This window comes from Actinomycetospora sp. CA-101289 (assembly GCF_050955895.1).
Lineage (GTDB): Bacteria > Actinomycetota > Actinomycetes > Mycobacteriales > Pseudonocardiaceae > Actinomycetospora.
Map to the genome: position 1 here is coordinate 1,556,229 of NZ_CP192093.1, position 26,622 is coordinate 1,582,850.

Sequence of the window (26,622 nt, forward strand, 5' to 3'; positions counted from 1 at the left end):
CCGTCGGCTGTCGGGGGCCGGTGCCAGGATGGACCCCATGTGCGGCCGCTACAGCCAGGCGAAGGACCCGGCCACCCTCGCCGAGGAGTTCGACGCCCTCGACGCCACCGACGGGGCGTGGCCCGGCCCCGAGCACAACGTCGCGCCCACCACCACGGTGCTCGCGGTGGTCGACCGGCACCCGCGCGACGCGGCGGGCAAGGCCGACCCGCAGCGCCTCGAGCGCAGCCTGCGCGCCATGCGCTGGGGCCTGGTGCCCGGCTGGGCCGACGACCCCAAGGTCGGCAACCGCATGATCAACGCCCGGGCCGACTCGCTGACCAGCAAGCCCGCCTTCCGGCGCGCGGCGAAGGGGCGGCGCTGCCTGCTCCCGGCCGACGGGTGGTTCGAGTGGCAGCGCGACGGGCCCGCCGGACGCAAGGTGCCGTACTTCATCACGCTGCCGGGCGGGCGCTCGATCGCCTTCGCCGGGCTGTGGGAGACGTGGCGGCCGAAGGACGCGCCGCAGGGCACCGCCCCCCTGATCAGCACCACCGTGGTCACCGTCGACGCCGCCGGCCCGCTCACCGCGATCCACCACCGGATGCCGCTGGTGCTGCCCGCCGAGCGCTGGCAGGCCTGGCTCGACCCCGACAACGACGACCCCAGCGGGCTGCTCGAGCCCCCGCCGCCGGAGCTGCTGACGTCGCTCGAGCTGCGCCAGGTGTCCACCAAGGTCAACAACGTGGCGAACCACGGCCCGGAGCTGCTCGAGGAGACCCACGACGAGCCCGAGCAGGTCGGGCTCGACCTCGACCTGGATGCCGACGTGCCGGCCACCCAGTGATCACCCGATGACCACGGAGGTCGACGAGCTCGACGTCCCGACGCCCCACGGCCCCGCCCGGGTCGCGCTGCGCCGGTCCGGGCTGTGCTCCGGGCTGATGGTGCTCGGGCACGGCGCGGGCGGGGGCATCGAGGCGCCCGACCTCCTCGCCGCGGGCGAGGCGGGCGACGGGCTGTCCCTCGCGGTCGCGCGCGTGCTCCAGCCCTACCGGGTGGCCGGCCGCAAGGCGCCCGCCCCGGCTGCCCAGCTCGACGAGTCCTGGGCCTGCGTGCTCGCCGCGCTCACCGACCGCTTCCCGGACACCCCGCAGGTCCACGGCGGGCGGTCGTCGGGCGCGCGGGTGGCGTGCCGCGGGGCGATCACGGCGGCGCCGCCCCCGGTCGGGGTGCTCACGCTGGCGTTCCCGCTGCTCGCCCCGGCCCGCAAGGACGGCACGCGTCCCGACCGCGGGCCCGAGATCGACGCCGTCGACGCGGCCGGCATCCCGGTGCTCGCGGTCTCCGGCGACGCCGACCGCTTCGGGGTCCCGTCGGCCGGTGAGCACCGCGAGGTCGTCACCGTGCGCGGCGACCACTCGCTGCGGGCCAAGGGTCCCGTGCGCGACGCCGTCGGGGCCTGGCTCGAGGGGCTCTTCCCCGGGGTCCGGGAGCTCCCGCCCGTGGAGTGACCTCCGCGCTCACCTGGCGCCCGCCACCGCCCGCAGGTACCGCTCGCCCGAGGTGCGCAGCTGCGCCACCAGCTCGGGGGGCCCGTCGACGCGGAAGTCAAGGTCGAGCATGCCGATGTACGCGGCCACGGTCGCGACGCTGTCCGCGCCGGTGACGAGCACGCAGCTCCGCGCGTCCCGCGGCTCGACCACCCCGACAGCGGGGTTGATCCGCGCCAGCACCTCGGCCGCCGGCGCCTCGACCACGATCCGCGCGTGCACCGACCACCCCGTGGCCGCGACCTCGCGCAGCACGAGGTCGGTGAGGTCCTCGGGTGGCTCGACCGGGGCGTAGCGCGGCCCGGCCGGGGTGCGCAGCTCCAGGCCGTCGGCACGGAGCACGGTCCACCGCCCGTCGTGGGGATCGCGCACCACGACGTACCAGCGACGCTCCCAGCTCACGAGGCGGTAGGGCTCGAGCGGCCGCGCCGGCCCGTCGACGCCGCCGACCCGCAGCGACGTCCGGTCGCGGATCGCCTCGGCGACCGTGCGCAGCACCGCGGGGTCGACCTCGGGGTCGGGGGCGTCGGACCCGGTGTTCTCGGGCCCGCGGTCGGTGGCCGCCGTGAGGGCGGCGACGGTCCGGCGCAGGCGGTGCGGGAGGACCCGGTCGAGCTTGGCGAGCGCGCGGTCGCCGGCCTCGCGGGTCCCGGCCAGCCCCGTGCCGGCGCGCAGGCCGAGGGCGATCGCCACCGCCTCGTCGTCGTCGAGCAGCAGCGGCGGGAGCGAGGCGCCCACCCCGAGCCGGTAGTGGCCGGTCCGCCCGGTCTCGGCGTCGACGGGGTAGCCGAGCTCGCGCAGCCGGGCGACGTCGTGGCGGATGGTCCGGGTGCTCACCCGCAGGCGCTCGGCGAGCTCCGGCCCCGGCCAGTCGGGCCGTGACTGCAGTAGGGACAGGAGGGCCAGCATCCGGGCCGAGGTGTCGCGCACGGGACGAATCCTGGCGCAGAACGAGGAAGGAAACGTGCCTGGTTGGTTCCTACCGTTCTCCCATGAGCAGCGACACCGTCACCCCCTTCACCATCGAGGTCCCGCAGGCCGAGCTCGACGACCTCGACGACCGGCTGGCCCGCACCCGCCTGCCGCGTCCGGCGCCCGGGGACGACTGGGACTACGGCACCCCGAACCACTACCTCGCCGCGATGGTCGAGCAGTGGCGCACGACGTTCGACTGGCGCGCCCAGGAGGCGCGGATGAACGCCGTGCCGAACTACCGCACCGAGATCGACGGCCAGACGATCCACTTCGTGCACGTGCCCTCGGTCGAGGCGGGCGCGACGCCGCTGCTCCTGCTGCACACCTACCCGGGGTCGTTCGCCGAGTTCCTGGACCTGATCGGGCCGCTCACCGACCCCGTCGCGCACGGCGGGCGGGCCGAGGACGCGTTCTCGGTGGTCGTGCCGTCGATGCCGGGGTTCGGCTTCTCGACGCCGCTGGCCGACCGTGGCTGGACGATGGCCCGCGTCGCGCGCACGTACGACAGGCTCATGCGCCGGCTCGGCTACGAGACCTACGGCGCCCACGGCAGCGACGGCGGCGCGATGATCTCCCGCGAGCTCGGGCTCCTCGACCCGCCCGGGTTCCTCGGCCTGCACGTCCTGCAGCTGTTCAGCTTCCCGTCGGGTGACCCGAGCGAGTTCGAGCGCCTCGAGCCGTCGGACTACGCCGGGCTCGAGCACATGCAGTGGTTCCAGCAGGTCGGCGGCTACAACCAGATGAACGGCTCGCGCCCGCAGACCGTCGCCGTCGGGCTCGCCGACTCGCCGGTCGGTCAGCTCGCCTACAACGAGCTGTTCACCTCCTTCGGCAACGGCACGAGCCTGGTGACCGAGGAGCAGATCCTCACCCAGGTCTCGCTCTACTGGCTGACGAACACCATGGCGGCGGCCGCGCGCTACCACTTCGAGGAGGCGCACTGCGGGGTCGAGCCGCAGGTCAGCGCGGCACGTACCGGCGTCCAGGTGTTCGCCGACGACTTCCAGACGATCAAGGTGTTCGCCGAGCGGGACAACACTGACATCGTCCACTGGAGCCGGCACGAGCGCGGCGGGCACTACGCGGTGCTGGAGGTGCCGGAGGCGATCGTCGCCGACCTGCGGGTCTTCTTCAGGAGCTGATCTCGGCCAGCTCGGCGCCGGTGGCGGCGACGAGGTCGTCGGGGGCCAGCTCCATCTGCAGCCCCCGACGGCCGGCCGAGCAGTAGACGGTCGCGTGCTCGACGACCGAGAGGTCGACGACGACGGCGAGCGGCTGGCGCCCGCCCAGCGGGGCGATGCCGCCGACGACGTATCCCGTGAGGCGCTGGGCCTTCGCGGGGTCCGCCATCACGGCGCGCTTGCCGCCGCACGCCGCCGCCAGCGCCTTGAGGTCGAGCGTCCCGGCCACCGGCACCATCGCGAGCACCGGCGTGCCGTCGACCTCGGCGACCAGCGTCTTGAGCACCCGGTGCGGGTCGAGGCCCAGGGCTTCGGCTGCCTCGGTGCCGTAGGCGGCGCGGCCCGGCGCGGTGTAGGGGTGCGTGGCGTACGGGACGCCGGCGTCGTCCAGCACCGCCAGGGCCGGGGTCGATGCCGCCGCTCGTCGCGCCACGGGGCGCGAGGCTAGTCCGGGCCCCCGCAGGTCGCGGGGAATCCCGCACCCCGGGACGGCGTTGACCCGGACATGCCAGCAGTGATGACGAGGGCGGAGGCCCGTCCGGCCGCCGCGGCGCCGTTCGACGGCGTGACGTCGTCCGCGGGGCGGGGTGGGGTGTTCCCGACGCGGGTAGTCTCCGCGGGATTCACCGACGTCCCGACCGCGCCGAGAGCGCGGCCCGAAGGGAGCCCCGTGGCCGACGCGGCGAGGGCGACGACACCTGACCAGCGCGACGACGAGGCCGGGCGGCCCGGCGAGGTCGACCTGGCCACCGAGACGCCCGAGCAGCGCGCCGAGCGGTTCGAGCGCGACGCCATGCCCATGGTCGACCAGCTCTACGCGGCGGCCCTGCGGATGACTCGCAACCCCGCCGACGCGGAGGACCTGGTCCAGGAGACGGTGCTCAAGGCGTACGCCTCGTTCGCCTCGTTCACCCCCGGCACCAACCTCAAGGCGTGGATGTACCGCATCCTCACCAACTCCTACATCAACACCTACCGCAAGAAGCAGCGCCAGCCCCAGCAGTCGCCCACGGACGAGATCCAGGACTGGCAGCTGGCCCAGGCCGGTGAGCACAGCTCGGCCGGGCTGCCGTCCGCGGAGGCCGAGGCGCTGGAGAACCTCCCGGACAACGACATCCGCGACGCGCTGCAGGCCCTGCCGGACGACTTCCGGATGGCGGTGTACCTCGCCGACGTCGAGGGCTTCGCCTACAAGGAGATCGCGGACATCATGGGCACGCCGATCGGCACCGTGATGTCGCGGCTGCACCGCGGCCGCCGCCAGCTCCGCGAGGCGCTCACCGGCACGGCCCGCGAGCGCGGCTTCCTGCGCGACGAGAACGGCGCCCGCGTGACGACGGGAGAGGGGGCCGCGCGATGAGCTGCGGAGAGCCCCACGAGACCGACTGCTCCGAGGTCCTCGCCGAGGTCTGGCTGCTGCTCGACAACGAGTGCGACGCCGAGCGCGACGCCCAGCTGCGCCGCCACCTCGACGAGTGTGGCCCGTGCCTGGCCCGCTACGGGCTCGAGGAGAAGGTCAAGACGCTGCTGAGCCGCAGCTGCGGCGGGGAGCACGCGCCCGCCGGTCTGCACCAGCGGCTGCGCGAGCAGATCCGCCACACGGTGCTCGAGCAGGCCGACGTCACCGTCGAGCGCGGCCCGTCCGGCACCGTCGTCGAGGTCAACCAGACGCGCGTGGAGTCCTGGCGCAGCTGACGCCCCGCACGACGCACGAGGGCCCGCCCGCGATCACCGCGGGCGGGCCCTCGTGCGTGCGGGGCAGGCGCTCAGGAGTTGGGGCGCTTGCCGTGGTTGCTGGCCTTCTTCTTGCGGTCCCGCTTCTGGCGCGCGCGCTTCGACATGGGGCCATCGTCCCACGTCGGGAGGCGCCGACCCGCGCGGTGGTTGGATGATCGCCGTGGGGAACCGTGGCCGCCCGGTGTCGACGCTGTCGAACCTGCTGGCGGCGAACACGGCGCTGACCGGCGCCGCGGTGGCCCACCTGCAGCGGGTGGTCGCCGAGTGGCAGCTGCTCGCCGACCTGTCGTTCGCCGACTTCCTCCTGTGGGTGCCCGTGGGCGAGGGCCGCGACCGGCGGTTCCTCTGCGTCGCGCAGTCCCGCCCGACGACGACGGCGACCGCCCACCCCGAGGACATGGTGGGCAGCACGGCGTCGGCGAGCCAGGTCCCGCAGCTCGAACGGGCCCTGGAGGACGCGGCGATGCGCCGCGAGGACCAGCCGCGCTGGCACCGGGGACGGTCGGTCCGCCGCGAGGTGGTGCCCGTGCGCGTGCCGGGGGACGGCCCCGGGGTCGTCGCCGTGCTCGGCCGCGACACCAACCTCGCCGCGCCCCGCGTGCCCAGCACCCTCGAGGTCTCGTACCTCGCCGTCGCCACCGACCTGTGCCAGATGGTGGCCGACGGGACGTTCCCGGTCGCCGCCGGCCGCGACGAGGGCTCGTCGACGCCCCGGGTGGGCGACGGGCTGGTGCGCCTGAGCTCGTCGGGGCGCGTGCTCTACGCGAGCCCCAACGCCGCCTCGGCGTTCCACCGCCTGGGCCGCACCGAGGAGCTGGTGGGCGCCGACCTCGCCACCGTGGTCCGCGAGGTCGCCGACGACGCCTTCGAGGCCGGCGAGGCGGCCGAGCACCTGCGCGGCGCGCTGGCGGGCACGCCGTCCTCCCGCTCCGAGCTCGAGGGCCACGGGGCCTCGGCGGTGCTGCGCGCCCTGCCGCTGCGGCCCCGCGGGGTGCCCAGCGGGGCCCTGGTGCTGGTCCGCGACGTCACCGAGGTGCGCCGGCGCGACCGCGCGCTGCTGAGCAAGGACGCCACGATCCGCGAGATCCACCACCGCGTGAAGAACAACCTGCAGACCGTCGCCGCGCTGCTGCGCCTGCAGGCCCGCCGCACGCCGCACGCCGAGGCCCAGGAGGCGCTGACCGAGTCGGTGCGCCGGGTGGCCTCGATCGCGCTGGTGCACGAGGCGCTGGCCGCGTCGGTGGACGAGCGGGTGGACATCGACGAGGTCCTCGACCGGGTGCTGCCGATGATGAACGACCTGGCCCGCCCCGACCGGCGCGTCTCGATGCGCCGCGAGGGCGAGGTCGGCGTGCTGCCCGCCGTGATGGCGACGCCGCTGGTCATGGTGGTCACCGAGCTGGTGTCGAACGCCCTCGAGCACGGGTTCGCCGAGCGGTCGTCGGGCTCCGTGGTCATCGCCGCCCGGCGCACCGCCGCCCAGCTCGAGGTGGAGGTCCGCGACGACGGGCGCGGGCTGCCCGAGACGTTCTCGCTGGAGCGGGCCCCGGGGCTGGGCCTCCAGATCGTCCGCACCCTCGTCGACTCCGAGCTGGCGGGCAGTCTGAGCATCCGTCCCGGCGAGGACGGCGGCACGCGCGCGGTGCTGGGCGTGCCGCTGCAGCACCGGGGTCGCTGACGGTGCCCGCACACGCACGAAGGCCCCGGCGCCGTCCTCGTGGACGGGGCCGGGGCCCTCGGGTCGAGCTCTCGGTGCCGGCGGGACCGGACGCGTGGGGAGCGAGCGTTCGATCCCGGTCGGTCAGGCTCCGGTGTGCACCTCGGCCGGGATGCCGCGACGCTTGAGCGCGCGGCGCTCGTCCTCGCTCGCTCCGCCCCAGACGCCCGCGTCCTGGCCCGACTCGAGCGCCCACTTGAGGCACTCGGTCATGGCCGGGCAACGCCGGCACACGCTCTTGGCGCGCGCGATCTGGGAAAGTGCGGGGCCACTCGTGCCGACCGGGAAGAACAGTTCCGGGTCTTCGTCGCGGCAAGCAGCGTCGTTCCGCCAGTCCATTGCTGAGCTCCTCGGTGGGTGCGCTTCGGGGCGCGCACTCGTCGTGGTCGTCGTCGTGTCGACCTCGTCGCGGGCCCTCCGTCGGGCCCTCGACCTGGCACGGAGGTCTGGTGTCGACCTCCCGCCCGCCGTCCGATCACTTCTCGGACGCCGGACCCATCCGGTCCGGACTGCCCGTCCCTCTCGGGTCGTGCGTCCTTCCCGGTATTCGCGGGGGATGCGACTCAATCTGCAGGACGTGACCAGTGAGATCGAGTGGCAAGCGGCTCGACGGACGAACTCGGTCGGTGAGTGGAATGGCGCGCACCGTCATGGCCGTCCGGCTGCGACGAGCGACGATCCCGACACGACGAACCGTCCACCTGTCCTGGACCGTGCGACGAGCGGTCGTCAGGGGTGAGCAGCACGGCTCGATTCAGAGACCCGGGGGAGACGCGCCCCGACCACACCGGCGCTTCACGCGACCACCCGGAGCGCGTCGGGGACCGAGACGAACTCGACGTCGCTGCGCTGTCCGAGGTGGTCGCCGTCGACCTGGAGGTTCACCGGCTCGCTCGAGGTGATGCGCAGCGCGGGCACGTCGTCGTGGCGCACCACCGAGCGCAGCCCGGTGGCCCCGTCGCGGCGCAGCACCTGGTGCACGAGGCGCAGGACGGTGGGCAGGCCGAGGTGGCGCAGCGCGAAGACGCCGAGGCCGCCGTCGAACGAGCAGCCCGGGTTGGTGCGCACCGGGCGGCCGCCGAGGTAGGTCCAGGGGTCGGTGTTGGACACCAGCGCCAGGCGCACGCCGCTGACGGGCTCCTGGCCGGGGATCTCGACGGTCAGGTCGGGCGGGTCGACGCGCGCCCGCGTCCAGCGGCGGATCGAGGTGGCGACGTAGCGGGTGGGCGTGGCCTCGCGCCCGCGCCCGCGGGCCCGCTCCATGGAGGCGATGACGTCGGCGTCCCACCCGAGCCCGGCGTTGAAGCTGAACCACCGCTCGTCGGCGCGCCCCAGCCCGACGGTGCGCGAGCGGCCCTCGGCGATCGCGCCCAGCAGGGTGTGCGTGGCCTCCAGCGGCTCGCGGGGCACGCCGAGCGCGCGCGCGAAGACGTTGGCCGAGCCGCCGGGCACGACGCCCAGCGCCGGCACGTGGTGGCCCGGCCCGTCGGCGAGCAGCCCGTTGAGGGCCTCGTTCACCGTGCCGTCGCCGCCGAGCACGACGAGGAGGTCCACGGCCTCGGCGCGGGCGCGGGCGGCGAGGTCGGCGGCGTGCCCGCGATAGCGGGTCTGGACGACGTCGAGCTTGATCTCGCTGGAGAGCGCGTGCGCGATGACGTCCTGACCGGCGGCCGTCGTCGTGGTGGCCGACGGGTTGGCCACGAGCAGCGCGCGCACGGCGCTCACCGTAGACGGCCCGCCCCCTCCGTCCGGGGGGTGCGGGGTCCGGATGTCGCCGATCTCTCCACCGTCCCCCCGACCCGGAGGGTGGCGACGCCTAGGCTGACCGGTGTGAGCGCTGGTCCGATGGTGCCCCGTCCCGTGCGCCTCGCGGCCCTCGGCGTGCTCGCGGAGGGTGTCGTCGGCGTGGTCGTCGTCGTGGTCATGGTCGTCGCCGGCCTGACGTTCTCGGTGTGGGGCTTCGTGGCCCTGCTCGCGGTCGCCGTCGTCGTGGCCGGGGTCGCGCTGCTGCTCGGGCGCCGGGGCGCGCGCGGGCCGTCGGTGGTCGCCCAGCTGCTCGCCATCGGCTGCGCCTTCTACGCCGCCGTGCCCTCCGGGCGCCCCGACTGGGGCGTGCCGGTGCTGGTGTTCGCCGCGGCGGTGCTGGCGGGCCTGGTGTCGCGCCCGGCCCGGGAGTGGGCCGGGCAGTGACGCCCGCCCACCCGCCGTCTAGCGGTCCGCCGGCGGCGGGGGCGGCTCGACGAGGCCGCCGGGGGCGTTGAGCAGGTCGATGCGGGGCACGCCGCGCTCGTGGCCCAGCACGGTCACCGACGCCGCGTCGAAGGCGAAGCCGACGCCGGCCGACGCGTCGAGGCCCAGGTAGCGGGCGATGAGCACGCGGCCCGCGTGCCCGTGCCCGACGAGCACGACGTCGTGCTCGGCGAGCTCGCGCTCGGCGTCGGCCAGCACGCGGTCGAGGCGCTCGGCGACCTCGGGCCCCGTCTCCCCGCCGGGGCTGGCGTGGGTCCACACCGTCCATCCCGGGTCGTCCTCGCGGATCTCCGGGGTGGTGCGACCCTCGTAGGCGCCGTAGTCCCACTCCACGAGGTCCTCGAGGACGGCGTCGGGCTCGAGGCCGGCCAGGCGCGCGGTCTCGGTGGCCCGGCGCCGCGGACTCGTCCACACGACCGGGGGTGTGGCGTCCTCCCCGCGCAGGGTGACCAGCAGGCGCCCGGCGGTGCGGGCCGCGTCGCGACCGGCCTCGGTGAGCGGGAGGTCGGTGCGGCTCGTGTGGCGCCCGGCGCGGGACCACTCGGTCTCGCCGTGGCGCAGGACGTACACGCGTCCGGTGGGGCTGGCGGTGGTCACGGCACTCCTCCTACCCGCTTTCGACGCACGAACGGCGAGTTCGCTGCTCCTGGTGCAGCGAACTCGCCGTTCGTTCGTGCCGTGCGCGCGGGACTCAGCCCTTCTTGGTCTCCCAGAAGATGTCCGAGATCTCGGCGATGTGGTCGAGCACCTGCTGGCCCGACTGCGGGTCCATGGACGACTTGGCGCCGCCCTCCCCGCCGCCGGCGGCCTTGGTGGCCTTGTTGAACAGCTCGTGGAGCTGCGGGTACTTCTCGAAGTGCGGCGGCTTGAAGTAGTCCGTCCACAGCACCCAGAGGTGGTGCTTGACGAGGTCCGCCCGCTCCTCCTTGATCTGGATGGCGCGGGCCCGGAAGGCCGGGTCCTCGTTGGCCTGGTACTTCTCCTGGATCGCCTTGACCGACTCGGCCTCGATCCGGGCCTGGGCCGGGTCGTACACGCCGCACGGGAGGTCGCAGTGCGCGGTGGCCTCGAGTCGCGGACGGAGGACGCGCGAGAGCAGTCCCATCTCGCCTCCCTCTTCCTGGTGGGGAATGGTGATCGTTCCGACGACAGGGACCGTACCCCTGTGGGGAACCGCCGACACGTGGAGCGCCGCCGGTGAGCACACCCCGGGAGCCGCTGGTCACGCGGGTGATCGGCCTGGTGGGCGGCCTGCCGCGGCGGGTGCTCGTGCGCGGCGGGTCGATGGCCCCCACGCTGCGCGACGGCGACGTCGTACTCGCACGGCCGGGCGCGCCGGTGCGGCCCGGGGAGCTCGCCCTGGTGCGGTGGGCGTCGCGGCCCGGGCAGCTCTCGGTCAAGCGCGCGGCGCTGCCCCTCGACGACGGGTGGTTCGCGGTGGGCGACGCCCCCGCGGCCTCCACCGACTCGCGCACCCTGGGACCCGCCGAGGCGCTCGGCCCGGTGCGGTGGCGCCTGTGGCCGCGTCCCGGGCGGCTACGGGCGCGCTGAGCCGGCCAGGAGCTGCTCCCGCCGGGCGAGGCACGCCTCCCACGTGGGCAGCGTCCCGGCGTCGCGGGCCTCGGCGAGGGTCGCGGCGGCGGCGTCCTTGTCCGAGAGCACCAGGTCCTCCGCCGCGCACCACCGCGACCACGGCAGCCCGAGCGCCGGGTCGAGGGGCGACACGCCGTGCTCGGCGGCGGGCACGTACTCCCGCGAGCACAGGTAGGTGGTGACGCTGCCGTCGGCGAGGGCGAGGAACGCGTGCCCCAGGCCCTCGGCCAGGTAGACCGCCTGGAGCGTGTCGCCGTCGAGGCGCACGGCGTCCCAGGCCCCGAAGGTCGGCGAGCCGACCCGGAGGTCCACGACGACGTCGAGGACGGCCCCGGCGCTGCACTGCACGTACTTGGCCTGGCCGGGCGGCACGTCGGCGAAGTGCACCCCGCGCAGGACCCCGCGGCGGGATACGCTCGTGTTGGCCTGCGCAACATGCAGCGGGTGCCCCACCACGTCGGCGAACACCTCCGCCCGGTAGGGCGCCGCGAAAGCGCCCCGCGCGTCGGGGAACACCGGCGGGCTGAACAGCCACGCGCCGGGCACCCCCAGCTCCCGCGCCTCCACGGCCGCCGACACTACGGCCTCGCCGGGACGCGCCGGCCGCCGCGCGACCACCGGGGCACGGCCCCGCCCGCACGCCAGGATCGCGACCCCCGACCCCGCTTGGAGTCCCCGTGAGCGACGTCCCGCCCGACGACACGTCCGACCACCAGCCCCACCTCGACGGCCGGGACATCACCGAGGAGGAGGTCTTCGCGGCGCACGAGGCCGGCAAGCTGTCGGTGACGCCCACCGTCGGGCTCGCCGGCCGCCGCGACCTCGCCATCGCCTACACGCCCGGCGTCGCCAAGGTGTGCCGGGCGATCGCCGACGACAAGGCGCTCACCGCCCGCTACACCTGGACCCACCGCCTCGTCGCCGTCGTCTCCGACGGCACCGCGGTCCTCGGCCTCGGCGACATCGGCCCGCGCGCCTCGCTGCCCGTGATGGAGGGCAAGTCGGCGCTGTTCAAGGCGTTCGCGGACCTCGACTCGATCCCCCTGGTGCTCGAGACCACCGACGTCGACGAGATCGTCGACACCCTCGTGCACCTGCGGCCCAGCTTCGGCGCCGTCAACCTCGAGGACATCGCCGCGCCCCGCTGCTTCGAGATCGAGCGCCGGCTGATCGAGGCGCTCGACTGCCCGGTCATGCACGACGACCAGCACGGCACCGCGATCGTCGTGCTCGCCGCGCTGCAGAACGCCGTGCGCGTCCTGGGACGCGACCTCGCCTCGCTGCGCGTCGTCGTCAGCGGCGCGGGCGCCTCCGGGGTGGCCTGCGCCAAGATCCTGATGTCAGCGGGGGCCCACGACGTCGTCGTGCTCGACTCCCGGGGCGTCATCCACGCCGGCCGCGACGGCATGAACGTCGAGAAGATCGCGCTGGCCGAGGAGACCAACCCCCGCGGGGTGCGGGGCGACCTCGCCGCGGCCCTCGAGGGCGCCGACGTCTTCCTCGGGCTGTCCGGCTCGACGGTGCCCGAGACGGTGATCGCGTCCATGGCCGACGACGCGATCGTGTTCGCGCTGTCCAACCCGGACCCCGAGATCGACCCCGAGGTCGCGCGCAAGCACGCCGCCGTCGTCGCCACCGGGCGCAGCGACTACCCGAACCAGATCAACAACGTGCTGGCGTTCCCGGGCGTCTTCGCCGGCGCCCTCGACGCCGCGGCCCGGCGCATCACCGAGGCCATGAAGCTCGCCGCCGCCGAGGCGATCGCCGAGATCGCCGCGGGCGACGAGGACTTCGGGCGCGACCACATCGTGCCCAGCGCGCTCGACGCCCGCGTCGCGCCCGCCGTCGCCGAGGCCGTCGCCCGCGCGGCGTCGGAGGAGGGCGTCGTGCGCCGCCACGTCGCCGAGGTGGCCGCCGAGCACCGGTGACCCGCGTCTCAGCGGGTGTGTGCACGGTGCCGGTCGGGCACTCGCGTCCATCGTGCACGGCCGATGGACGTGGGCGCACCCGCTGGACGTCGCTCGCCCGGCGCAGAGGAGATCCACCGAACGGCGGTGGTGCGGCGCTCGCGGCGCGGCACGGACCGCTCACGGAGCGTCGTTCGCACCGTCGGTACACCGCTGAGCCGCACGTGGGTGACCCGGCGGCCCATCGGCCGAGTGGCGCTGGGCCACCCGCCGTTCGTCGTGGCTGCCGTCCGCTTCGGCGCGACGACCGGTCGGTGGTCTCAAGGTCCACCGGTCGGGGTGTGCTCCCGAACGCGTGCGACGTCACGGTCGCCGCGCGGGGTCCCCCCACGGGGTGATCCCCCCGGACCCGGACCGGGTCTCCTTCGTTGCTGAGACAGACGCGGACGGTCCGTTCCACAACGGGACGGAGACGGGCCGCGGGCGAGGAGACGACCGTGAGCAGAGCCGCGCCGGCGCCGGGCCCTCGGGGCCTCGCCGTCGTCCGGGCCACGGCGCCGTCCCGCCGTCCCGGGCGCGCGACCCTGCCCACCACCGTCGACCCCGAGACCGCCGAGCCGCACCCCGACGCCGTGGGCCCCGTGGGTGCCGTCGGCACCGTGTCGCTGCCGCCCGGCGCGGCCCTGCGCCACGACGCCCAGGGCCGTCTCGTCGAGGTCCGCGAGCCCGTGGCCCGCCTCGTCGACCCGGCCGGCGGCCTGGAGCCGCGCCACATGCTCGGGCGGCCGCTGACCGAGCTGGTGGCCGACCTCGGCCACCCCGGCCCCGACGGCCTGCTCACGGGCCGCCTGCGCCGCGTGGGCGCCTCCCCGTTGCCCGTGCGCGTGGTGGTGTGGCCGGAGGCGAGCGGCGGCGCCGTGCTCGTCCTCGTGCCGGAGACCCCCGTGGCGCCGGTGGCGTCCGTGACCGCGCCCGTGACGCCCGCCGGGCGGCCCGCGACCTCGGCGCCCTCGGCGGCCGACGTGGAGCGCATCGCGGGCCTCGGGCACTGGGAGGTCGACCTCGCCTCGGGCACCGCGTCCCTCTCGCCCGTGCTCGCCGAGCTGCTCGGCGCCGACCGCGGCGGCGTGCGCCGGCCCGAGGACCTCCTGGCCGCCGTGCACCCCGACGACCGCGCGGGCCTGGCCCGCCGCTGGGCCGCGCTGCTGGCCGACGGGGTGCCGCTGGACGACGAGGTGCGCCTCGGCGACGGCAGCGGGCGGATCCTGCACATCAACGCCGGACGGCGTGGGGACGGCGACCCGGCCCCCGGCCCGGCGTCCGGCCCGGCGTCCGGCTCCGTGCTCGGCACCGCCGCCGACGTCACCGCGCGGCGCCAGGCCGAGGAGCGGCTGCGCGCCTCCACCCAGCGCTTCACCGACCTGCTGGCCGTCGCCCCGGTCGGCATCGCGCTCTTCGACGACGACGAGCGCCTCATCAAGGCCAACCAGGCGCTGTGCCGGCTGCTCGGCGAGGGCCCCGAGGCGCTGCGCGGCTGCCGCGCCGACGAGCTGCTCGACCTCGGCGCCGAGGCCGCCGCGGGCGCCGGCCCGGCGACGCCGCTGCTGGCGCGCCCCGCCGGCTCGGCGGGCTCGGTGAGCTGGTCGTGCACCCCGCGCGCCCTGCGGACCCGCGAGCGCGGCGCCGGCGGCGCGGACGCCGCCGCCGTGTGGTGCGAGCTGCACGTGTCGGTGTCGGTGCACGACGACGGCGGCGTCACCCACCTCGTGGTGTTCACCGACGTCACCGACGCGCGGCGGGTCGAGGCGAGCCTGCGCCACCAGGCCATGCACGACGAGCTGACCGGCCTGCCCAACCGCCGCGCGCTCACCACCACGGTGTCCCGGCTGCTCGCCGGCCCCACCGCGCGGCGCACCGGCGTCCTGTTCTGCGACATCGACAACTTCAAGCGGGTCAACGACTCGCTGGGCCACGACGCCGGCGACGAGCTGCTCGTCGAGCTGGCGCAACGCCTGCGCGAGCGGCTGCCCGCCGGCTGCGCCGCCTCGCGCAGCGCGGGCGACGAGTTCGTCGTCGTCTGCGCCGACGTCGACCTGCACGGCGGCCTCGACGCGCTCTCGGCCACCGTCGCCGGCATCCTGCGCACCGCCATCCCGGTGCACGGCCAGCTCGTGCGCATCTCGGCGACGGTCGGGGCCGCGGTCGGCGCGACCATCGGGATCGGTGCGGCCGTGCCGGAGGCGCCGCGGCCCGACCCGTACCGCCTCGACGACCCCGCCGCGCCCGACATCGACCCCACGGACGACCCCGTCGCCCAGGTCCTGCGCCGGGAGCGCGCCACCGAGCTCGCGGGCCTCGAGCCCGCGCCGGCCCACCCCGGCACCGGTGACCTCATGCGCTTCGCCGACGCCGCGCTGTTCGAGGCCAAGAGCGGCGGCAACGGCCGGTTCGCGCTGGCCGACGAGGCGATCATGCGCGGCGCCGACGAGGCGCTGCGGATGGAGACCCAGCTGCGCGAGGCGATGGTCAACGACGAGCTGGTGCTGCACTTCCAGCCCGTCGTCGGCCCCGACGGGCGGGTGCAGACCGCCGAGGCGCTGGTGCGCTGGCAGCACCCCGAGCACGGCCTGCTCTTCCCCGACAAGTTCCTGCCCGTGGCCGAGGCCGCCGACCTGCTCGGCGACCTCGACCGGTGGGTGCTGCGCGCCGCGGTGCGCGAGGCGGCGACCTGGCCCGCCGCGCGCCCGGGCGGGACCCCGCCGTCGGTGGCCGTGAACCTCGCGGGCCTGCTGCCCGGCGACCCCGACTTCCTGCCCGTCGTCCGCGCCACCGTCGCCGAGTCCGGGCTGCCCTGGGACCGGCTGGTGCTCGAGCTCGTCGAGACCTGCCTGGCCGACCTGCCGCCGCACACGCTGCGGGAGATGAACGAGCTCATCGCCGCCGGCGTGCGCTTCGCGGTGGACGACTTCGGCACCGGCTACTCGTCGCTCTCGCGCCTGACCGGCCTGCCCGCCCAGATCGTCAAGCTCGACCGCGGCTTCGTGCGCGGCGTGGCCACCGGCGAGTCCGACCGGGCGGTGGCGCGCGCGGTGGTCGAGCTCACCGCGGCCATCGGCCAGACCTGCGTGGCCGAGGGCGTGGAGGACGCCGACCAGTTCGCGGTGCTGCGCGACCTCGGCGTCCACGCCTTCCAGGGGTGGCTGTTCGCCCGCGCGATGCCCGCCGAGGCGTTCACCGAGGTGCTGCGCCGCGGCCCGCTGACCCCGCAGGACCGCGCGGCCGGCTGAGACCGGGGTCACACCGGAGCGTGTGGCCGGCCCGTGATCGCTCGCGGGCGTCGGGGGGCGGGGCTAGATTCTCGCGACGACGCGGTGGCCCACACGGGTGCCACCGGCGGACCCGGGGGCGGCACGTGATCGAGTTCCGGGACGTGGGCAAGCGGTTCGCGGACGGCACGGTGGCCCTGGAGTCGCTGTCCTTCACCGCCCGCGAGGGCGAGATCACCGTGCTGGTGGGCCCCTCGGGCTGCGGCAAGACGACGTCGCTGCGGATGGTCAACCGCATGGTCGAGCCGACGTCGGGCTCGGTGCTCCTCCAGGGCGCCGACGTCGCCGACGCCGACCCGCCGCTGCTGCGCCGCGGCATCGGCTACGTCATCCAGCAGGCGGGACTCTTCCCGCACCGCCGCGTGCTCGACAACGTGGCCACGGTGCCCGTGCTGCAGGGCCTGTCGCGGCGCGAGGCGCGGGCGCGGGCGGCCGAGCTGCTCGAGCGGGTCGGGCTCGACGGTGCGCTCGCGCAGCGCTACCCCGCGCAGCTCTCGGGCGGGCAGCAGCAGCGCGTCGGCGTCGCCCGCGCGCTGGCCGGCGACGCCCCGGTGCTGCTCATGGACGAGCCGTTCTCCGCGGTCGACCCCGTGGTGCGCGTCGAGCTGCAGGACGAGCTGCTGCGGCTGCAGGCCGAGCTGGGCAAGACCATCCTGTTCGTCACCCACGACATCGACGAGGCCATCCGCCTGGGCGACCGAGTGGCCGTCCTGCGGGTCGGCGGGCGCCTGGCCCAGTTCGCGCCGCCCGACGAGCTGCTCGCGCACCCGGCGGACGAGTTCGTCACCGGGTTCGTCGGGCGCGACCGCGGCTACCGGCGGCTGGGCTTCGTCCCCGCCGCGTCCCTGGCGCTGGTCGACCTGCCCACCACGCGGGACGGCGCCGACGGCGGGGCCGCGCCGGGGGAGTGGACCGTGCTGCTCGACGGCGACGCGCACCCCGCCGCCTGGCTGGCCCCCGACGGCGGGCGCCACGACCTCGGCTCGGTGTACGTCACCGACGCGAGCGGGGCGGTGCAGGAGGGCGCGGGCACGCTGCGCGGGGCCCTCGACGCCGCGCTCAGCTCGCCGGCGCCGTGCGGTGTCGCCGTCGACGCCGACGGCCGCTACCGGGGCGGGGTCGCCGCCGACGACGTGCTGGCCCTGGTCGACCGCGACCCGGGACGGGAACCCGCCCGGTGAGGGCCTTCGGCTACGACATCGACCAGCTGGTGCTCGCCCACGTCGCGCTGGCCGTGGTCCCCGTGGTGGCCGGGCTGCTGCTCGCGATGCCGGTGGGGTGGTGGGCGCACCGCTCGCCGGCCGCCCGGCGGGTGCTGGTGCCGCTGACCGGCGCGCTGTACACGATCCCGTCGCTCGCCCTCATCGTCGTCATGCCGATCATCCTGGGCACCGGCATCCTCAGCGCGATCAACGTCGGGGTGACGCTGACGATCTACACGGTGGCCCTGCTCGTGCGCAGCGTCGCCGAGGCCCTCGACGCGGTGGCGCCGACGGTCACCACCGCGGCCGTCGCCATGGGCTACCGGCCCGCCGGCCTCCTGTTCGCCGTCCAGCTCCCGCTCGCCGTCCCCGTGCTCACCGCCGGGCTCCGGGTGGCGTCGGTGTCGGCGTTCTCGCTGGTCACGGTGGGTGCGCTTGTCGGCATCGAGTCGTTGGGCACGCTGATGACCTCGGGCTTCGAGCAGGACTACCCGGAGATGGTCGCGGCCGGCATCGTCGGCTCGCTGGTGCTCGCGTTCCTCTTCGACGCGCTGTGGCTGGGGCTCGGGCGCGTGCTCACGCCCTGGTCGCGCGCCCGGACGGGGGTGTAGCCGTGGTCGGCCAGCTCCTCGACTGGTTCGCCGCCCCCGGGCGGTGGAGCGGCGGCACCGGCATCCCCGCCCGCGTGCTCGAGCACCTCGGCTACACCCTGCTCGCCGTCGCCATCGGGGCCGTCATCGCGCTGCCGGTCGGCGCGGTCGTCGGGCACACCCGCCGCGGCGGGCTCGCCGTCGTCGGCGCCGCCAACGGCCTGCGCGCGCTGCCCGAGCTCGGCGTGCTCGTGCTGCTCGTGCTGCTGCTGGGGCTCGGCCTGCTCGCACCCACGCTGGCGCTGGTGCTGCTGGCGATCCCGCCGATGCTCGCCGGCGCCTACGCGGGGGTCGCCGGCGCCGACCCGGGGGCGGTCGACGCCGCGCGGGGCATGGGCATGCGCGAGCACCAGATCCTGCTGCAGGTCGAGGTGCCCGCCGCCGTGCCGCTCGTGCTCGGCGGCGTCCGGTTCGCCACGCTGCAGGTGATCGCGACGGCCACCATCGCCGCCTTCGTCGGGCTCGGCGGCCTCGGGCGCTACATCATCGACGGCTTCGCCGTGCGCGACTTCCCCCAGATGCTCGGCGGCGCGCTGATCGTCGCCGTGCTCTCGATCGCCGTCGAGCTCGTCCTCCAGGGCCTCGGCCGCCTCGTCACCCCCGGACCCGACCGGCTGCGGCTCCGCCGCACCCCGCACACCCCCACCCCCCGAGGAACCACCAGAGAGGCCCGATCGTGATCCGATCCCCGCGCGCACTGCTGCTGGCGGCGCTGGCCGTCGTCGGCGTGTTCCTCGCCGGCTGCGGCGCCGACTCCGACCCGCTGGCCACCCAGCCCGTCGCCCCCTCGGCGCAGGGCACGGTCCGCATCGGCTCGGCCAACTTCACCGAGAACCGCCTGCTGGCCGAGATCTACGCGACCGCGCTGGAGATCCGCGGTGTCGCCGTCGAGCGCAGCTTCGGCATCGGCAGCCGCGAGACCTACTTCCCGGCGCTGCAGCGCGGCGAGATCGACCTCGTCCCCGACTACACCGGCAACCTGCTGCAGTTCGTCGACCCACAGGCCACCGCGACGGCGTCGGACCAGATCTACCAGCAGCTCACCACCACGCTGCCGCCGCAGCTGCAGCTCCTGCAGCAGAGCGCCGCGCAGAACAAGGACGCCGTGGTCGTCACCCGGGCGTTCGCCACGCAGAACAACCTGCGGTCGATCCAGGACCTCGCCCCGCTCTGCGGCACCGTCAGCTTCGGCGGGCCGCCCGAGTTCCAGCAACGCCCCTACGGCGTCCCGGGCCTGCAGCGGCTCTACGGCTGCACGTTCAAGGAGTTCCGGGCGCTCGACGAGGGCGGGCCGCTGAGCATCGCCGCGCTGCGCGACGGCACCGTCCAGGCCGCCGACATCTTCACCACCGACGCCTCGATCCCCGACAACGACTTCGTGGTGCTCGAGGACCCGCGGTCCAACTTCGCCGCGCAGAACATCGTGCCCCTGATCAACCGGGCCAAGACGTCGGACCCGCGCGTGGCGGCCACGCTCGACCAGATCTCCTCGCGGCTCGACACGGCGACGCTGACCGACCTCAACCGCCGCCTCGCCGGCCCCGACCGCCCCGACCCCGCCCAGGTCGCCCGCGACTGGCTCGCCTCGGCGGGCATCGCCTGACCACCGGGGCTCCGCGCGGCGTGCCCCGTCGCGTCCCGGTCGTGCTGGTCGCCGGCGGCCTCGGGGCGGGCAAGTCGACGCTGGTCAACCACCTGCTGTGCCACGCCGACGGCGTCCGCATCGGCGTCGTGGTCAACGACTTCGGCGCGATCGGGATCGACGCGATGCTCGTCGCCGGGCAGGCCAGCGCCGTGAGCTCGCTCGCCGACGGGTGCCTGTGCTGCACGACCGACGCCAACGGTCTCGCCGCGCTGCTCGCCGACCTGACCGCGCCACGGGCGCGCCTCGACCTCGTCGTGGTGGAGGCCAGCGGCCTCGCCGAGCCCCGCGAGCTCGTGCGCCTGCTGCTCGACGCGATCGCGGGGGAGGCGCGGCACGCGGCGTACGGCGGGCTCGTGGTGGTGGTCAGTGCGGTGGAGGGGGCCGTGGAGGGCGAGCACGACGGCGCGGTGCGCCTCGCCGACCTCGTGGTCCTCAACCAGGTCGACCGCGTCGACGACCCCGCCCCGCTGGTCGCCGCCCTGCGGTCGGCTGCGCCCGGACCGGTGCTCCCGGTGGTCCGCGGGGCCCTCGACCCGGCGCTGCTCGTCGACCCGCCGGCACGTCGCGGGCCGCCCCGGACGGGCCAGCTGTCGTTCGACGTGCTGCTGCGCGAGGACGCTCCCACCGAGCACGCCCACCCCGCCGGGGAGAGCGTCGCGGTGCAACGGGACGTCCCGCTCGACCCGGCGCGGTTCGCGGCGTTCCTCGAGGCGGGTCCGGCCGGCGTGTTCCGGTCGAAGGGCGTGGTCCGGTTCCCGGGCGCCGCGCCGTTCGTGGTGCAGACGGTCGGGACGGCGATCCGGGTGCGGCCGGCGCCGCGCTCGGTCGACGTCGCCGGCGCCCGGCTGGTTTTCCTCGGCGTGGGGCTCGATGAGGCGGCGCTGCACGCCGCCGTCGACGCCTGCGCCGCCGACCCCGCGGTCGGCGAGCCGTCGTTGCTGCCGGTGCTGCGGTACGAGGAGTCCGACCGGGTCGACGCCGGCTGACGGGCGCTAGTCGTCGTCGCTGTCGTCGCGCGCGAGGAACGTCGCGAAGCGGTCGGCGGCGCCCGCGTGCTCGGGGTGGGCGTCGACGAAGGCGCGGAGGCGGTCGGCCAGCCAGGCCAGGCTGACCTCCTCCTCGCCCCGCCGGTCCTCGAGCTCCTCGATGCCGCGGTCGGTGAAGTACATGCCCGACCTCAGTCCGCAGCCATCAGTCGGACAGTGCCTCGGCGATGAGCGCCTTCTGCTCCACCTCGTGCACCTTGGCGACGCCGGCCGCCGGGGCGGCCATGCGGCGTCGGGAGACGCGGCGCAGGTGGGGCAGACGTCCGTTCATGCGCTCGGGCAGCCACAGGCCCAGGAACGGCCAGGCGCCCTGGTTCGCCGGCTCCTCCTGCACCCACCGGACGTCCTGGCCGACGTTGGGGTACCGGTCGAGGACCGCGGTCAGCTCCTCGGTGGCCAGCGGGTAGAGCTGCTCCATGCGCACGATCGCGGTGTCGTGCGTGCGGCCCGCCTTCTCGCGCGCCGCGACCAGCTCGTAGTAGATCTTGCCGGTGCAGAGCAGGATCCGCGTGACGCCGTCCGTGCCGCCGTCGGCGAAGGCCGGGTCGTCGAGGATCGGCCGGTAGCCGCCCGACGTGAAGTCCTCGACCCGGCTGACCGCCGCCTTGTTCCGCAGCATCGACTTCGGGGTGAAGACGATGAGCGGGCGGCGCACGCCGTCGGTGGCGTGCCGGCGCAGCAGGTGGAAGTAGTTCGCCGGGCTCGACGGCACCGCGACGGTCATGGAGCCCTCGGCGCACAGGGTCAGGAACCGCTCGATGCGCCCCGAGGTGTGGTCGGGGCCCTGGCCCTCGTGGCCGTGCGGCAGCAGCAGCACGACGTCCGAGGTCTGGCCCCACTTCGCCTCACCGGACGAGATGAACTCGTCGATGATCGACTGCGCGCCGTTGACGAAGTCGCCGAACTGCGCCTCCCACAGCACCAGCGCGTCGGTGTTGGCCACCGAGTAGCCGTACTCGAAGCCCACGGCCGCGAACTCCGAGAGCGCCGAGTCGTAGGGCATGAACTTGCCCTGGTCGGCGGTCAGGTTGCGCAGCGGGTAGTACTCCTCGGCGGTGTGCCGGTCGATCACCACCGAGTGGCGCTGGACGAACGTCCCGCGCCGCGAGTCCTGGCCGGACAGGCGCACCAGCTTGCCGTCGATGAGCAGCGAGCCCCAGGCCAGCAGCTCGGCGTAGGCCCAGTCGATGCCCTCCTCGCTGTCGGCCGCCGCGGCCTTGCTGCGGCGCTCGAGCACCGGCTTGACGCGTGGGTGCACCGCGAAGCCCTCGGGCAGGTCGACGTGCGCGCGGGCGATGCGCTGGATGACCTCGAGCGGCACCGCGGTCTGCAGGGAGTTCGGCACCGCCTGCTCGTACTCGACCGACGGGCTGGGTGCCGGGTCGGCCTTCTCCAGCTCGCGGACCTCGTTGAACACGTGCTCGAGCTGGCTGCCGTAGTCGCGCAGCGCGTGCTCGGCCTCCTCGAGCGAGATGTCGCCGCGGCCGATCAGCGACTCGGTGTAGGTCTTGCGCACCGAGCGCTTGGCGTCGATGACGTCGTACATCTCCGGCTGGGTCATCGAGGGGTCGTCGCCCTCGTTGTGGCCCCGGCGCCGGTAGCAGATCATGTCGATCACGACGTCGGAGTGCCAGCGCTCGCGGAACTCGACCGCGAGGCGCGCCACCCAGACGCAGGCCTCCGGGTCGTCGCCGTTCACGTGGAAGACCGGGGCGTCGATCATCTTCGCGACGTCGGTGCAGTAGTGCGTCGAGCGCGTGTGCTCGGGCGCGGTGGTGAAGCCGACCTGGTTGTTGACGACGACGTGCACCGTGCCGCCGGTGCGGTAGCCGCGCAGCAGCGCGAGGTTCAGTGTCTCGGCCACCACGCCCTGGCCGGCGAACGCGGCGTCGCCGTGCATGGCCACCGGCAGCACCGTGAAGCCGTCGGGGCCCTTGTCGAGCATGTCCTGCTTGGCCCGCGCGATGCCCTGCATGACCGGGTCGACGGCCTCGAGGTGCGACGGGTTGCTGGTCAGCGACACCGTGGTCTCGCCGTCCCCGAACATGCGGAAGAACTTGCCCTCGGCGCCCAGGTGGTACTTCACGTCGCCGGAGCCGTGCGCCTGGCCCGGGTCGAGGTTGCCCTCGAACTCGCGGAAGATCTGCGACACCGGCTTGCCGACGATGTTCGCCAGGACGTTGAGCCGCCCGCGGTGCGGCATGCCGACGACGACCTCGTCCAGCTCGTGCGCCGCGGCCGTGTCGAGGACGGCGTCGAGCAGCGGGATCACCGTCTCGGCGCCCTCGAGCGAGAAGCGCTTCTGCCCGACGTACTTGGTCTGCAGGAACGCCTCGAACGCCTCGGCGGCGTTGAGCTTGGACAGGATGTACTTCTGCTCGGCGACCGGCACCCTCTCGTGCGGCTTCTCGATGCGCTCCTGCAGCCACGCCCGCTTGGAGGGGTCGAGGATGTGCATGTACTCGACGCCGATGGTGCGGCAGTACGAGTCGCGCAGGACACCGAGGACGTCGCGCAGCTTCATGCAGCCGCGCCCGGCGAAGCCGTCGACGGGGAACTCGCGGTCGAGGTCCCACAGCGTGAGCCCGTGCGACGCGATGTCCAGGTCGGGGTGCTTGCGCTGCGGGTGGCTCAGCGGGTCGGTGTCGGCCATGAGGTGGCCGCGTGTCCGGTACGCGTCGATCAGCTCGATGATGCGCGCGGTGCGGTCGATCTGCGACGACGGCAGGTCCTGGCGCCAGCGGATCGGCTCGTAGGGGATGCGCAGCGCCGCGAAGATGTCGTCGTAGAACCCGTCCTCGCCGAGGACGAGGTGGTGGATGCGGCGCAGGAAGTCGCCCGACTCCGCACCCTGGATGATGCGGTGGTCGTACGTGGACGTCAGCGTGATGATCTTGCTGATGCCCATGTCGGCGAGCTTCTCCTCGCTCGCCCCCTGGAACTCGGCGGGGTACTCCATCGCGCCGACGCCGACGATCGTGCCCTGGCCGACGGTCAGGCGCGGCACCGAGTGGTTGGTGCCGATGGTGCCGGGGTTGGTCAGCGAGATCGTGACGCCCGCGAAGTCCTCGCCGGTCAGCTTGTTGGTGCGCGCCTTGCGGACCATGTCCTCGTAGGCGGCCCAGAACTGGGCGAAGTTCATGTTCTCGGTGCCCTTGAGGGCCACGACCACCAGCGTGCGCGAGCCGTCCTTGCCCGGCAGGTCCATCGCCAGGCCGAGGTTGACGTGCCCCGGGTCGACGACGGCGGGCTTGCCCTTGTCGTCCTCCCCGAAGTGCCGGTTCATGTTCGGGAAGTCCGCGAGGGCACGGACCATCGCGTAGCCGAGCAGGTGGGTGAACGACACCTTCCCGCCGCGCGTGCGCTTCAGGTGGTTGTTGATCACGATGCGGTTGTCGGCCAGCAGCTTGGCCGGCACGGCGCGCACGCTCGTGGCCGTCGGCAGCTGCAGCGACGCCGTCATGTTCTTCGCGATGGCGTTGGCTGCGCCCCGCAGCGGACGGGTGGTCTCGCCGTCGGCGTCACCGGCGCCGGGCTGCGCGGACTTGGCAGGGCTCGTGGTGCCCGCCGCCGGCTTGCTCGCCGGGGGCTCCTCGCCCGTGCGCGACGACGTCGTGCGTCCCGCACCCGTGGCCGCCGAGGACGCGGCGGCGCTGTCGGTGCCGCCGGTCCCGGTGGTGCTGCCCGAGGGTGCGCTGCCGTTGCCGGCCGACCCGCTGCTCGTGCTGCCCGACCCGTCCGTGCGCGCCTGCCCGTTGCTCCCGGACGTGCTCTCGGACGAGGACGACGAGGTGGACGACGTCGACGGGGCAGTCGGGGCCGCCGGGGTGTCGGCCGCGGGCGCGGTGGCGCCGGGGGTGGTGTCAGCGGGCGCCGGAGGCGCGGTGCTGCCGCTGCCGTCCGTGGCGTCGGGGGAGGACGCCGTCGCCTCGGCGTCGGCCCCGTCGGCGGGGGCGTAGTCGGCGAAGAACTCGTGCCAGGCCGCGTCGACCGAGTCGGGGTCGGCGAGGTAGCGCTGGTACATCTCGTCGACCAGCCACTCGTTGGGTCCGAACTGCGCGGTCGAACTACTACTCGACACGACTCAGGATCGCCTCAATCAGTCGTCGCGGTGCCGGTGGGAGCAGTGTCCAGATTAGCGCTTGACACCGGCCGTGGTCGGTGCCGTGTCGCCTACTGCACCGGTCCATGCGGCTGGTACCGACCTCGAGGGCACCCTCCGTCGCCTGCAGGGTCCCCGTTCGTCCACGGGCCGTACCGGCTCCGCGCCGATCGGGGCCGGTCAGCGGGTCAGGCGAGGAGGCGGGCGAAGACCACGGTGTTGTCGCGGTAGGAGCGCGCGGCGTCGTCGAAGTCGCCGCCGCACGTGATGAGGCGCAGCTCCGGGCCGGGGGTGTCGCCGTAGACCTCGAGCCGCGGGAACGCGTCCTTGGCGACCTGCTCGCTGCGCTCGACGGCGAACGTGCGCGCGGTGCGGTCGGCCAGGGTGACGGTGATCCGGTCGCCGGGGCGCAGGTCGCCGAGGCGGTAGAAGACCGACGGCCCGGCGGCGGCGGAGTCGACGTGCCCGAGGATCACCGCGGGGCCGACCCGCCCGGGCGTCGGCGACCCGCGGTACCAGGCGGCGTGGTCGTAGCCCGGGCCCGGCGCCGGCACCTCGAGGGTGCCGTCGGGCGCCAGGCCCACGGAGTCGACGGGTCCGGAGACGCCGATCGCGGGGATGTCGAGGGCCACCGGGGGCGCGCCGGACGCGGGCTCCTGGCGCGGGCCGGCGGCGGCGGTGGGGGCCGTGGTGGGAGCGGTGGTGGGAGCGGCGGTGGGCGCGGTGGTCGCCACGGGTGGCGCGGCCTCGGCGGCTGACGGGGCGGGCGGCCCGGTGCTGGCCAGCGCCCCGACCCCGACGAGCGCCAGGCCGAGCACCGCCAGGACCACCGCGAGGGCGGTGAGCACCCCGCGGACACGGGGTCGGGACGGGGACACGGGGCCACCTCGCGGGTTTCGGTGGTTACTGGCTCGTATCCCTCGGTGAGCGAGGGATACGAGCCAGTGACCAGGGGGAGTGCGGGACGTCAGCCCCGACGGCCGGCGGAGCGACGGCGCGCGGCGAAGACGCCGACTCCGCCCGCGGCGATCAGCGCGGCGAGGCCGGCGGTGACGAGCCCGGCGTCCGGCCCGCTCGTGGCGCCGCCCCCGGTCTCGACCCCGCCCTGGGGCATCTCGGACATCTGGCCGGGCAGGTTGACGACGATCGTGGCGACGCCGATGGTCAGGCCGCCCTGGATGGCGTCGGTGCCGAAGGCCTGGTTGAGCGCGGTCGCCGCCGTCGAGGACAGGCGCACGGTGGTGCCGGTCAGCGTGGCGGTGCCCGCGGCGGCGTCGGTCTGGATCGGCTGCAGCGTCGAGCCGTCGAGGTCGAACAGCACCGCGGACTCGGCGACGGTCTGGCCGCCCGCACTGACCTTGCCGCTCAGCGTCGCGGGGTTGCCCGGGTCGATGACGAAGTTCGTGAGCCGGACCTCGGTGTCGCCCTTGGTCAGGCTCAGTCCGCTGCCGTCGTGCTCGATGCGGCCCTGGACGTAGGGGTTGACGGTGCCGGGCGCGTAGACGGTGACGTTGCCGCCGGTGATCGGGAACTCGACGCTCCCGTCCGCCAACGTCGCGTCACCGGTCACGCCCGGGGTGACCTGGAGCTGGGTGAGGGCGTCGGTGAAGCCGGAGTCGAGCCGCACCGAGGTCGACTGACCGGTGAGGTCGGGGATGGTGGCGACGGGGTCGGCGGCGACGGCGGTGCCGGCGGTGATGCCGGTCAGGGCCAGCGCGGCGGCCCCCGACACGATCACGGCGGCGAGCCTGCGAGGAAT

27 protein-coding genes are annotated in these 26,622 nt (G+C 74.9%); 15 read left to right on the top strand and 12 right to left on the bottom strand.

What is annotated here, in order from left to right; all coding sequences use genetic code 11:
* Positions 1–37 precede the first annotated feature (37 nt).
* Positions 38–826, top strand: a complete 789-nt coding sequence (locus ACQPX6_RS07750; RefSeq protein ID WP_433786656.1) for an SOS response-associated peptidase — start codon at positions 38–40, stop codon at positions 824–826.
* A 7-nt stretch (positions 827–833) separates the two neighbouring features.
* Positions 834–1,493, top strand: a complete 660-nt coding sequence (locus ACQPX6_RS07755) for an alpha/beta hydrolase family protein (protein WP_433786658.1) — start codon at positions 834–836, stop codon at positions 1,491–1,493.
* Between the two features lie 9 nt (positions 1,494–1,502).
* On the opposite strand, the gene ACQPX6_RS07760 is transcribed toward ACQPX6_RS07755, so the two are convergent.
* A complete protein-coding gene (locus ACQPX6_RS07760) occupies positions 1,503–2,462 on the bottom strand; it encodes a helix-turn-helix transcriptional regulator (protein ID WP_433786659.1) in 960 nt (319 codons plus the stop codon).
* Positions 2,463–2,524: 62 nt separating this feature from the next.
* Between ACQPX6_RS07760 and ACQPX6_RS07765 the strand changes: the two genes are divergently transcribed.
* Positions 2,525–3,649 (top strand): epoxide hydrolase family protein, encoded by a 1,125-nt coding sequence (locus ACQPX6_RS07765; RefSeq protein WP_433786660.1) that lies wholly within the window; start codon positions 2,525–2,527, stop codon positions 3,647–3,649.
* Here the strand turns inward: ACQPX6_RS07765 and ybaK are convergent.
* Positions 3,639–4,121, bottom strand: coding sequence for a Cys-tRNA(Pro) deacylase (ybaK, locus tag ACQPX6_RS07770; protein WP_433786662.1), 483 nt, complete (start codon positions 4,119–4,121; stop codon positions 3,639–3,641). The genes ACQPX6_RS07765 and ybaK overlap by 11 nt on opposite strands.
* A gap of 237 nt (positions 4,122–4,358) precedes the next feature.
* Between ybaK and ACQPX6_RS07775 the strand changes: the two genes are divergently transcribed.
* Together ACQPX6_RS07775 and rsrA are read left to right on the top strand one after the other, a co-directional pair.
* The gene (locus ACQPX6_RS07775) at positions 4,359–5,048 is read left to right on the top strand and encodes a sigma-70 family RNA polymerase sigma factor (RefSeq protein WP_433786663.1); all 690 of its coding nucleotides are present in this window, start codon (positions 4,359–4,361) and stop codon (positions 5,046–5,048) included.
* Entirely contained in the window at positions 5,045–5,383 is a 339-nt protein-coding gene (gene rsrA, locus ACQPX6_RS07780) for a mycothiol system anti-sigma-R factor (RefSeq protein WP_433786666.1), read from the top strand. The genes ACQPX6_RS07775 and rsrA overlap by 4 nt, the downstream gene beginning before the upstream one ends.
* Positions 5,384–5,454: 71 nt before the next feature.
* On the opposite strand, the gene ACQPX6_RS07785 is transcribed toward rsrA, so the two are convergent.
* Positions 5,455–5,529, bottom strand: a complete 75-nt coding sequence (locus tag ACQPX6_RS07785) for a 50S ribosomal protein bL37 (protein ID WP_378034828.1) — start codon at positions 5,527–5,529, stop codon at positions 5,455–5,457.
* Between the two features lie 77 nt (positions 5,530–5,606).
* On the opposite strand from ACQPX6_RS07785, the gene ACQPX6_RS07790 reads away from it, so the two are divergent.
* Positions 5,607–7,103, top strand: coding sequence for a sensor histidine kinase (locus ACQPX6_RS07790; RefSeq protein WP_433788217.1), 1,497 nt, complete (start codon positions 5,607–5,609; stop codon positions 7,101–7,103).
* A gap of 123 nt (positions 7,104–7,226) precedes the next feature.
* Here ACQPX6_RS07790 and ACQPX6_RS07795 read toward each other — a convergent pair whose 3' ends face one another.
* Positions 7,227–7,481: a WhiB family transcriptional regulator gene (locus ACQPX6_RS07795; RefSeq protein ID WP_433786667.1), complete on the bottom strand. Its 255-nt coding sequence runs from the start codon at positions 7,479–7,481 to the stop codon at positions 7,227–7,229.
* 456 nt (positions 7,482–7,937) lie between these two features.
* Positions 7,938–8,858: a diacylglycerol/lipid kinase family protein gene (locus ACQPX6_RS07800; RefSeq protein WP_433786668.1), complete on the bottom strand. Its 921-nt coding sequence runs from the start codon at positions 8,856–8,858 to the stop codon at positions 7,938–7,940.
* 114 nt (positions 8,859–8,972) lie between these two features.
* Between ACQPX6_RS07800 and ACQPX6_RS07805 the strand changes: the two genes are divergently transcribed.
* On the top strand, positions 8,973–9,332 hold the full coding sequence (locus ACQPX6_RS07805) for a hypothetical protein (RefSeq protein WP_433786670.1): 360 nt from the start codon (positions 8,973–8,975) through the stop codon (positions 9,330–9,332).
* A gap of 18 nt (positions 9,333–9,350) precedes the next feature.
* Here ACQPX6_RS07805 and ACQPX6_RS07810 read toward each other — a convergent pair whose 3' ends face one another.
* Together ACQPX6_RS07810 and sodN are read right to left on the bottom strand one after the other, a co-directional pair.
* Positions 9,351–9,989, bottom strand: coding sequence for a histidine phosphatase family protein (locus ACQPX6_RS07810; RefSeq protein WP_433786672.1), 639 nt, complete (start codon positions 9,987–9,989; stop codon positions 9,351–9,353).
* 94 nt (positions 9,990–10,083) lie between these two features.
* The gene (sodN, locus tag ACQPX6_RS07815) at positions 10,084–10,497 is read right to left on the bottom strand and encodes a superoxide dismutase, Ni (protein WP_433786673.1); all 414 of its coding nucleotides are present in this window, start codon (positions 10,495–10,497) and stop codon (positions 10,084–10,086) included.
* Between the two features lie 92 nt (positions 10,498–10,589).
* Between sodN and ACQPX6_RS07820 the strand changes: the two genes are divergently transcribed.
* Entirely contained in the window at positions 10,590–10,943 is a 354-nt protein-coding gene (locus ACQPX6_RS07820; protein WP_433786674.1) for a S24/S26 family peptidase, read from the top strand.
* Here ACQPX6_RS07820 and ACQPX6_RS07825 read toward each other — a convergent pair.
* Positions 10,929–11,552 carry a dTDP-4-dehydrorhamnose 3,5-epimerase family protein gene (locus tag ACQPX6_RS07825; protein WP_433786675.1) on the bottom strand — a complete coding sequence of 208 codons (624 nt, stop codon included), beginning with the start codon at positions 11,550–11,552 and terminating at the stop codon, positions 10,929–10,931. The genes ACQPX6_RS07820 and ACQPX6_RS07825 overlap by 15 nt on opposite strands.
* Positions 11,553–11,662: 110 nt before the next feature.
* On the opposite strand from ACQPX6_RS07825, the gene ACQPX6_RS07830 reads away from it, so the two are divergent.
* The 7 genes from ACQPX6_RS07830 to ACQPX6_RS07860 all read left to right on the top strand — a co-directional run bounded on the left by ACQPX6_RS07830 (position 11,663) and on the right by ACQPX6_RS07860 (position 20,701).
* On the top strand, positions 11,663–12,913 hold the full coding sequence (locus ACQPX6_RS07830; protein WP_433786676.1) for an NAD(P)-dependent malic enzyme: 1,251 nt from the start codon (positions 11,663–11,665) through the stop codon (positions 12,911–12,913).
* 476 nt (positions 12,914–13,389) lie between these two features.
* Positions 13,390–16,179 (top strand): EAL domain-containing protein, encoded by a 2,790-nt coding sequence (locus ACQPX6_RS07835; RefSeq protein ID WP_433786677.1) that lies wholly within the window; start codon positions 13,390–13,392, stop codon positions 16,177–16,179.
* A gap of 125 nt (positions 16,180–16,304) precedes the next feature.
* On the top strand, positions 16,305–17,399 hold the full coding sequence (locus ACQPX6_RS07840; RefSeq protein WP_433786678.1) for an ABC transporter ATP-binding protein: 1,095 nt from the start codon (positions 16,305–16,307) through the stop codon (positions 17,397–17,399).
* Positions 17,396–18,031: an ABC transporter permease gene (locus tag ACQPX6_RS07845; protein ID WP_433786679.1), complete on the top strand. Its 636-nt coding sequence runs from the start codon at positions 17,396–17,398 to the stop codon at positions 18,029–18,031. Before ACQPX6_RS07840 ends, ACQPX6_RS07845 begins: the two co-directional genes overlap by 4 nt.
* 2 nt (positions 18,032–18,033) lie before the next feature.
* A complete protein-coding gene (locus ACQPX6_RS07850; protein WP_433786681.1) occupies positions 18,034–18,750 on the top strand; it encodes an ABC transporter permease in 717 nt (238 codons plus the stop codon).
* On the top strand, positions 18,747–19,673 hold the full coding sequence (locus tag ACQPX6_RS07855; RefSeq protein WP_433786683.1) for an ABC transporter substrate-binding protein: 927 nt from the start codon (positions 18,747–18,749) through the stop codon (positions 19,671–19,673). The genes ACQPX6_RS07850 and ACQPX6_RS07855 overlap by 4 nt, the downstream gene beginning before the upstream one ends.
* A 20-nt stretch (positions 19,674–19,693) precedes the next feature.
* The gene (locus ACQPX6_RS07860; RefSeq protein ID WP_433786684.1) at positions 19,694–20,701 is read left to right on the top strand and encodes a CobW family GTP-binding protein; all 1,008 of its coding nucleotides are present in this window, start codon (positions 19,694–19,696) and stop codon (positions 20,699–20,701) included.
* A gap of 6 nt (positions 20,702–20,707) precedes the next feature.
* On the opposite strand, the gene ACQPX6_RS07865 is transcribed toward ACQPX6_RS07860, so the two are convergent.
* The 4 genes from ACQPX6_RS07865 to ACQPX6_RS07880 all read right to left on the bottom strand — a co-directional run bounded on the left by ACQPX6_RS07865 (position 20,708) and on the right by ACQPX6_RS07880 (position 26,601).
* The gene (locus ACQPX6_RS07865; RefSeq protein WP_433786686.1) at positions 20,708–20,884 is read right to left on the bottom strand and encodes a DUF6104 family protein; all 177 of its coding nucleotides are present in this window, start codon (positions 20,882–20,884) and stop codon (positions 20,708–20,710) included.
* A gap of 22 nt (positions 20,885–20,906) precedes the next feature.
* Entirely contained in the window at positions 20,907–24,785 is a 3,879-nt protein-coding gene (locus ACQPX6_RS07870) for a multifunctional oxoglutarate decarboxylase/oxoglutarate dehydrogenase thiamine pyrophosphate-binding subunit/dihydrolipoyllysine-residue succinyltransferase subunit (protein ID WP_433788218.1), read from the bottom strand.
* A 266-nt stretch (positions 24,786–25,051) separates the two neighbouring features.
* Positions 25,052–25,741 (bottom strand): class F sortase, encoded by a 690-nt coding sequence (locus ACQPX6_RS07875; protein WP_433786688.1) that lies wholly within the window; start codon positions 25,739–25,741, stop codon positions 25,052–25,054.
* Between the two features lie 89 nt (positions 25,742–25,830).
* Positions 25,831–26,601: a hypothetical protein gene (locus tag ACQPX6_RS07880; protein ID WP_433786689.1), complete on the bottom strand. Its 771-nt coding sequence runs from the start codon at positions 26,599–26,601 to the stop codon at positions 25,831–25,833.
* Between the last annotated feature and the right edge of the window lie 21 nt (positions 26,602–26,622).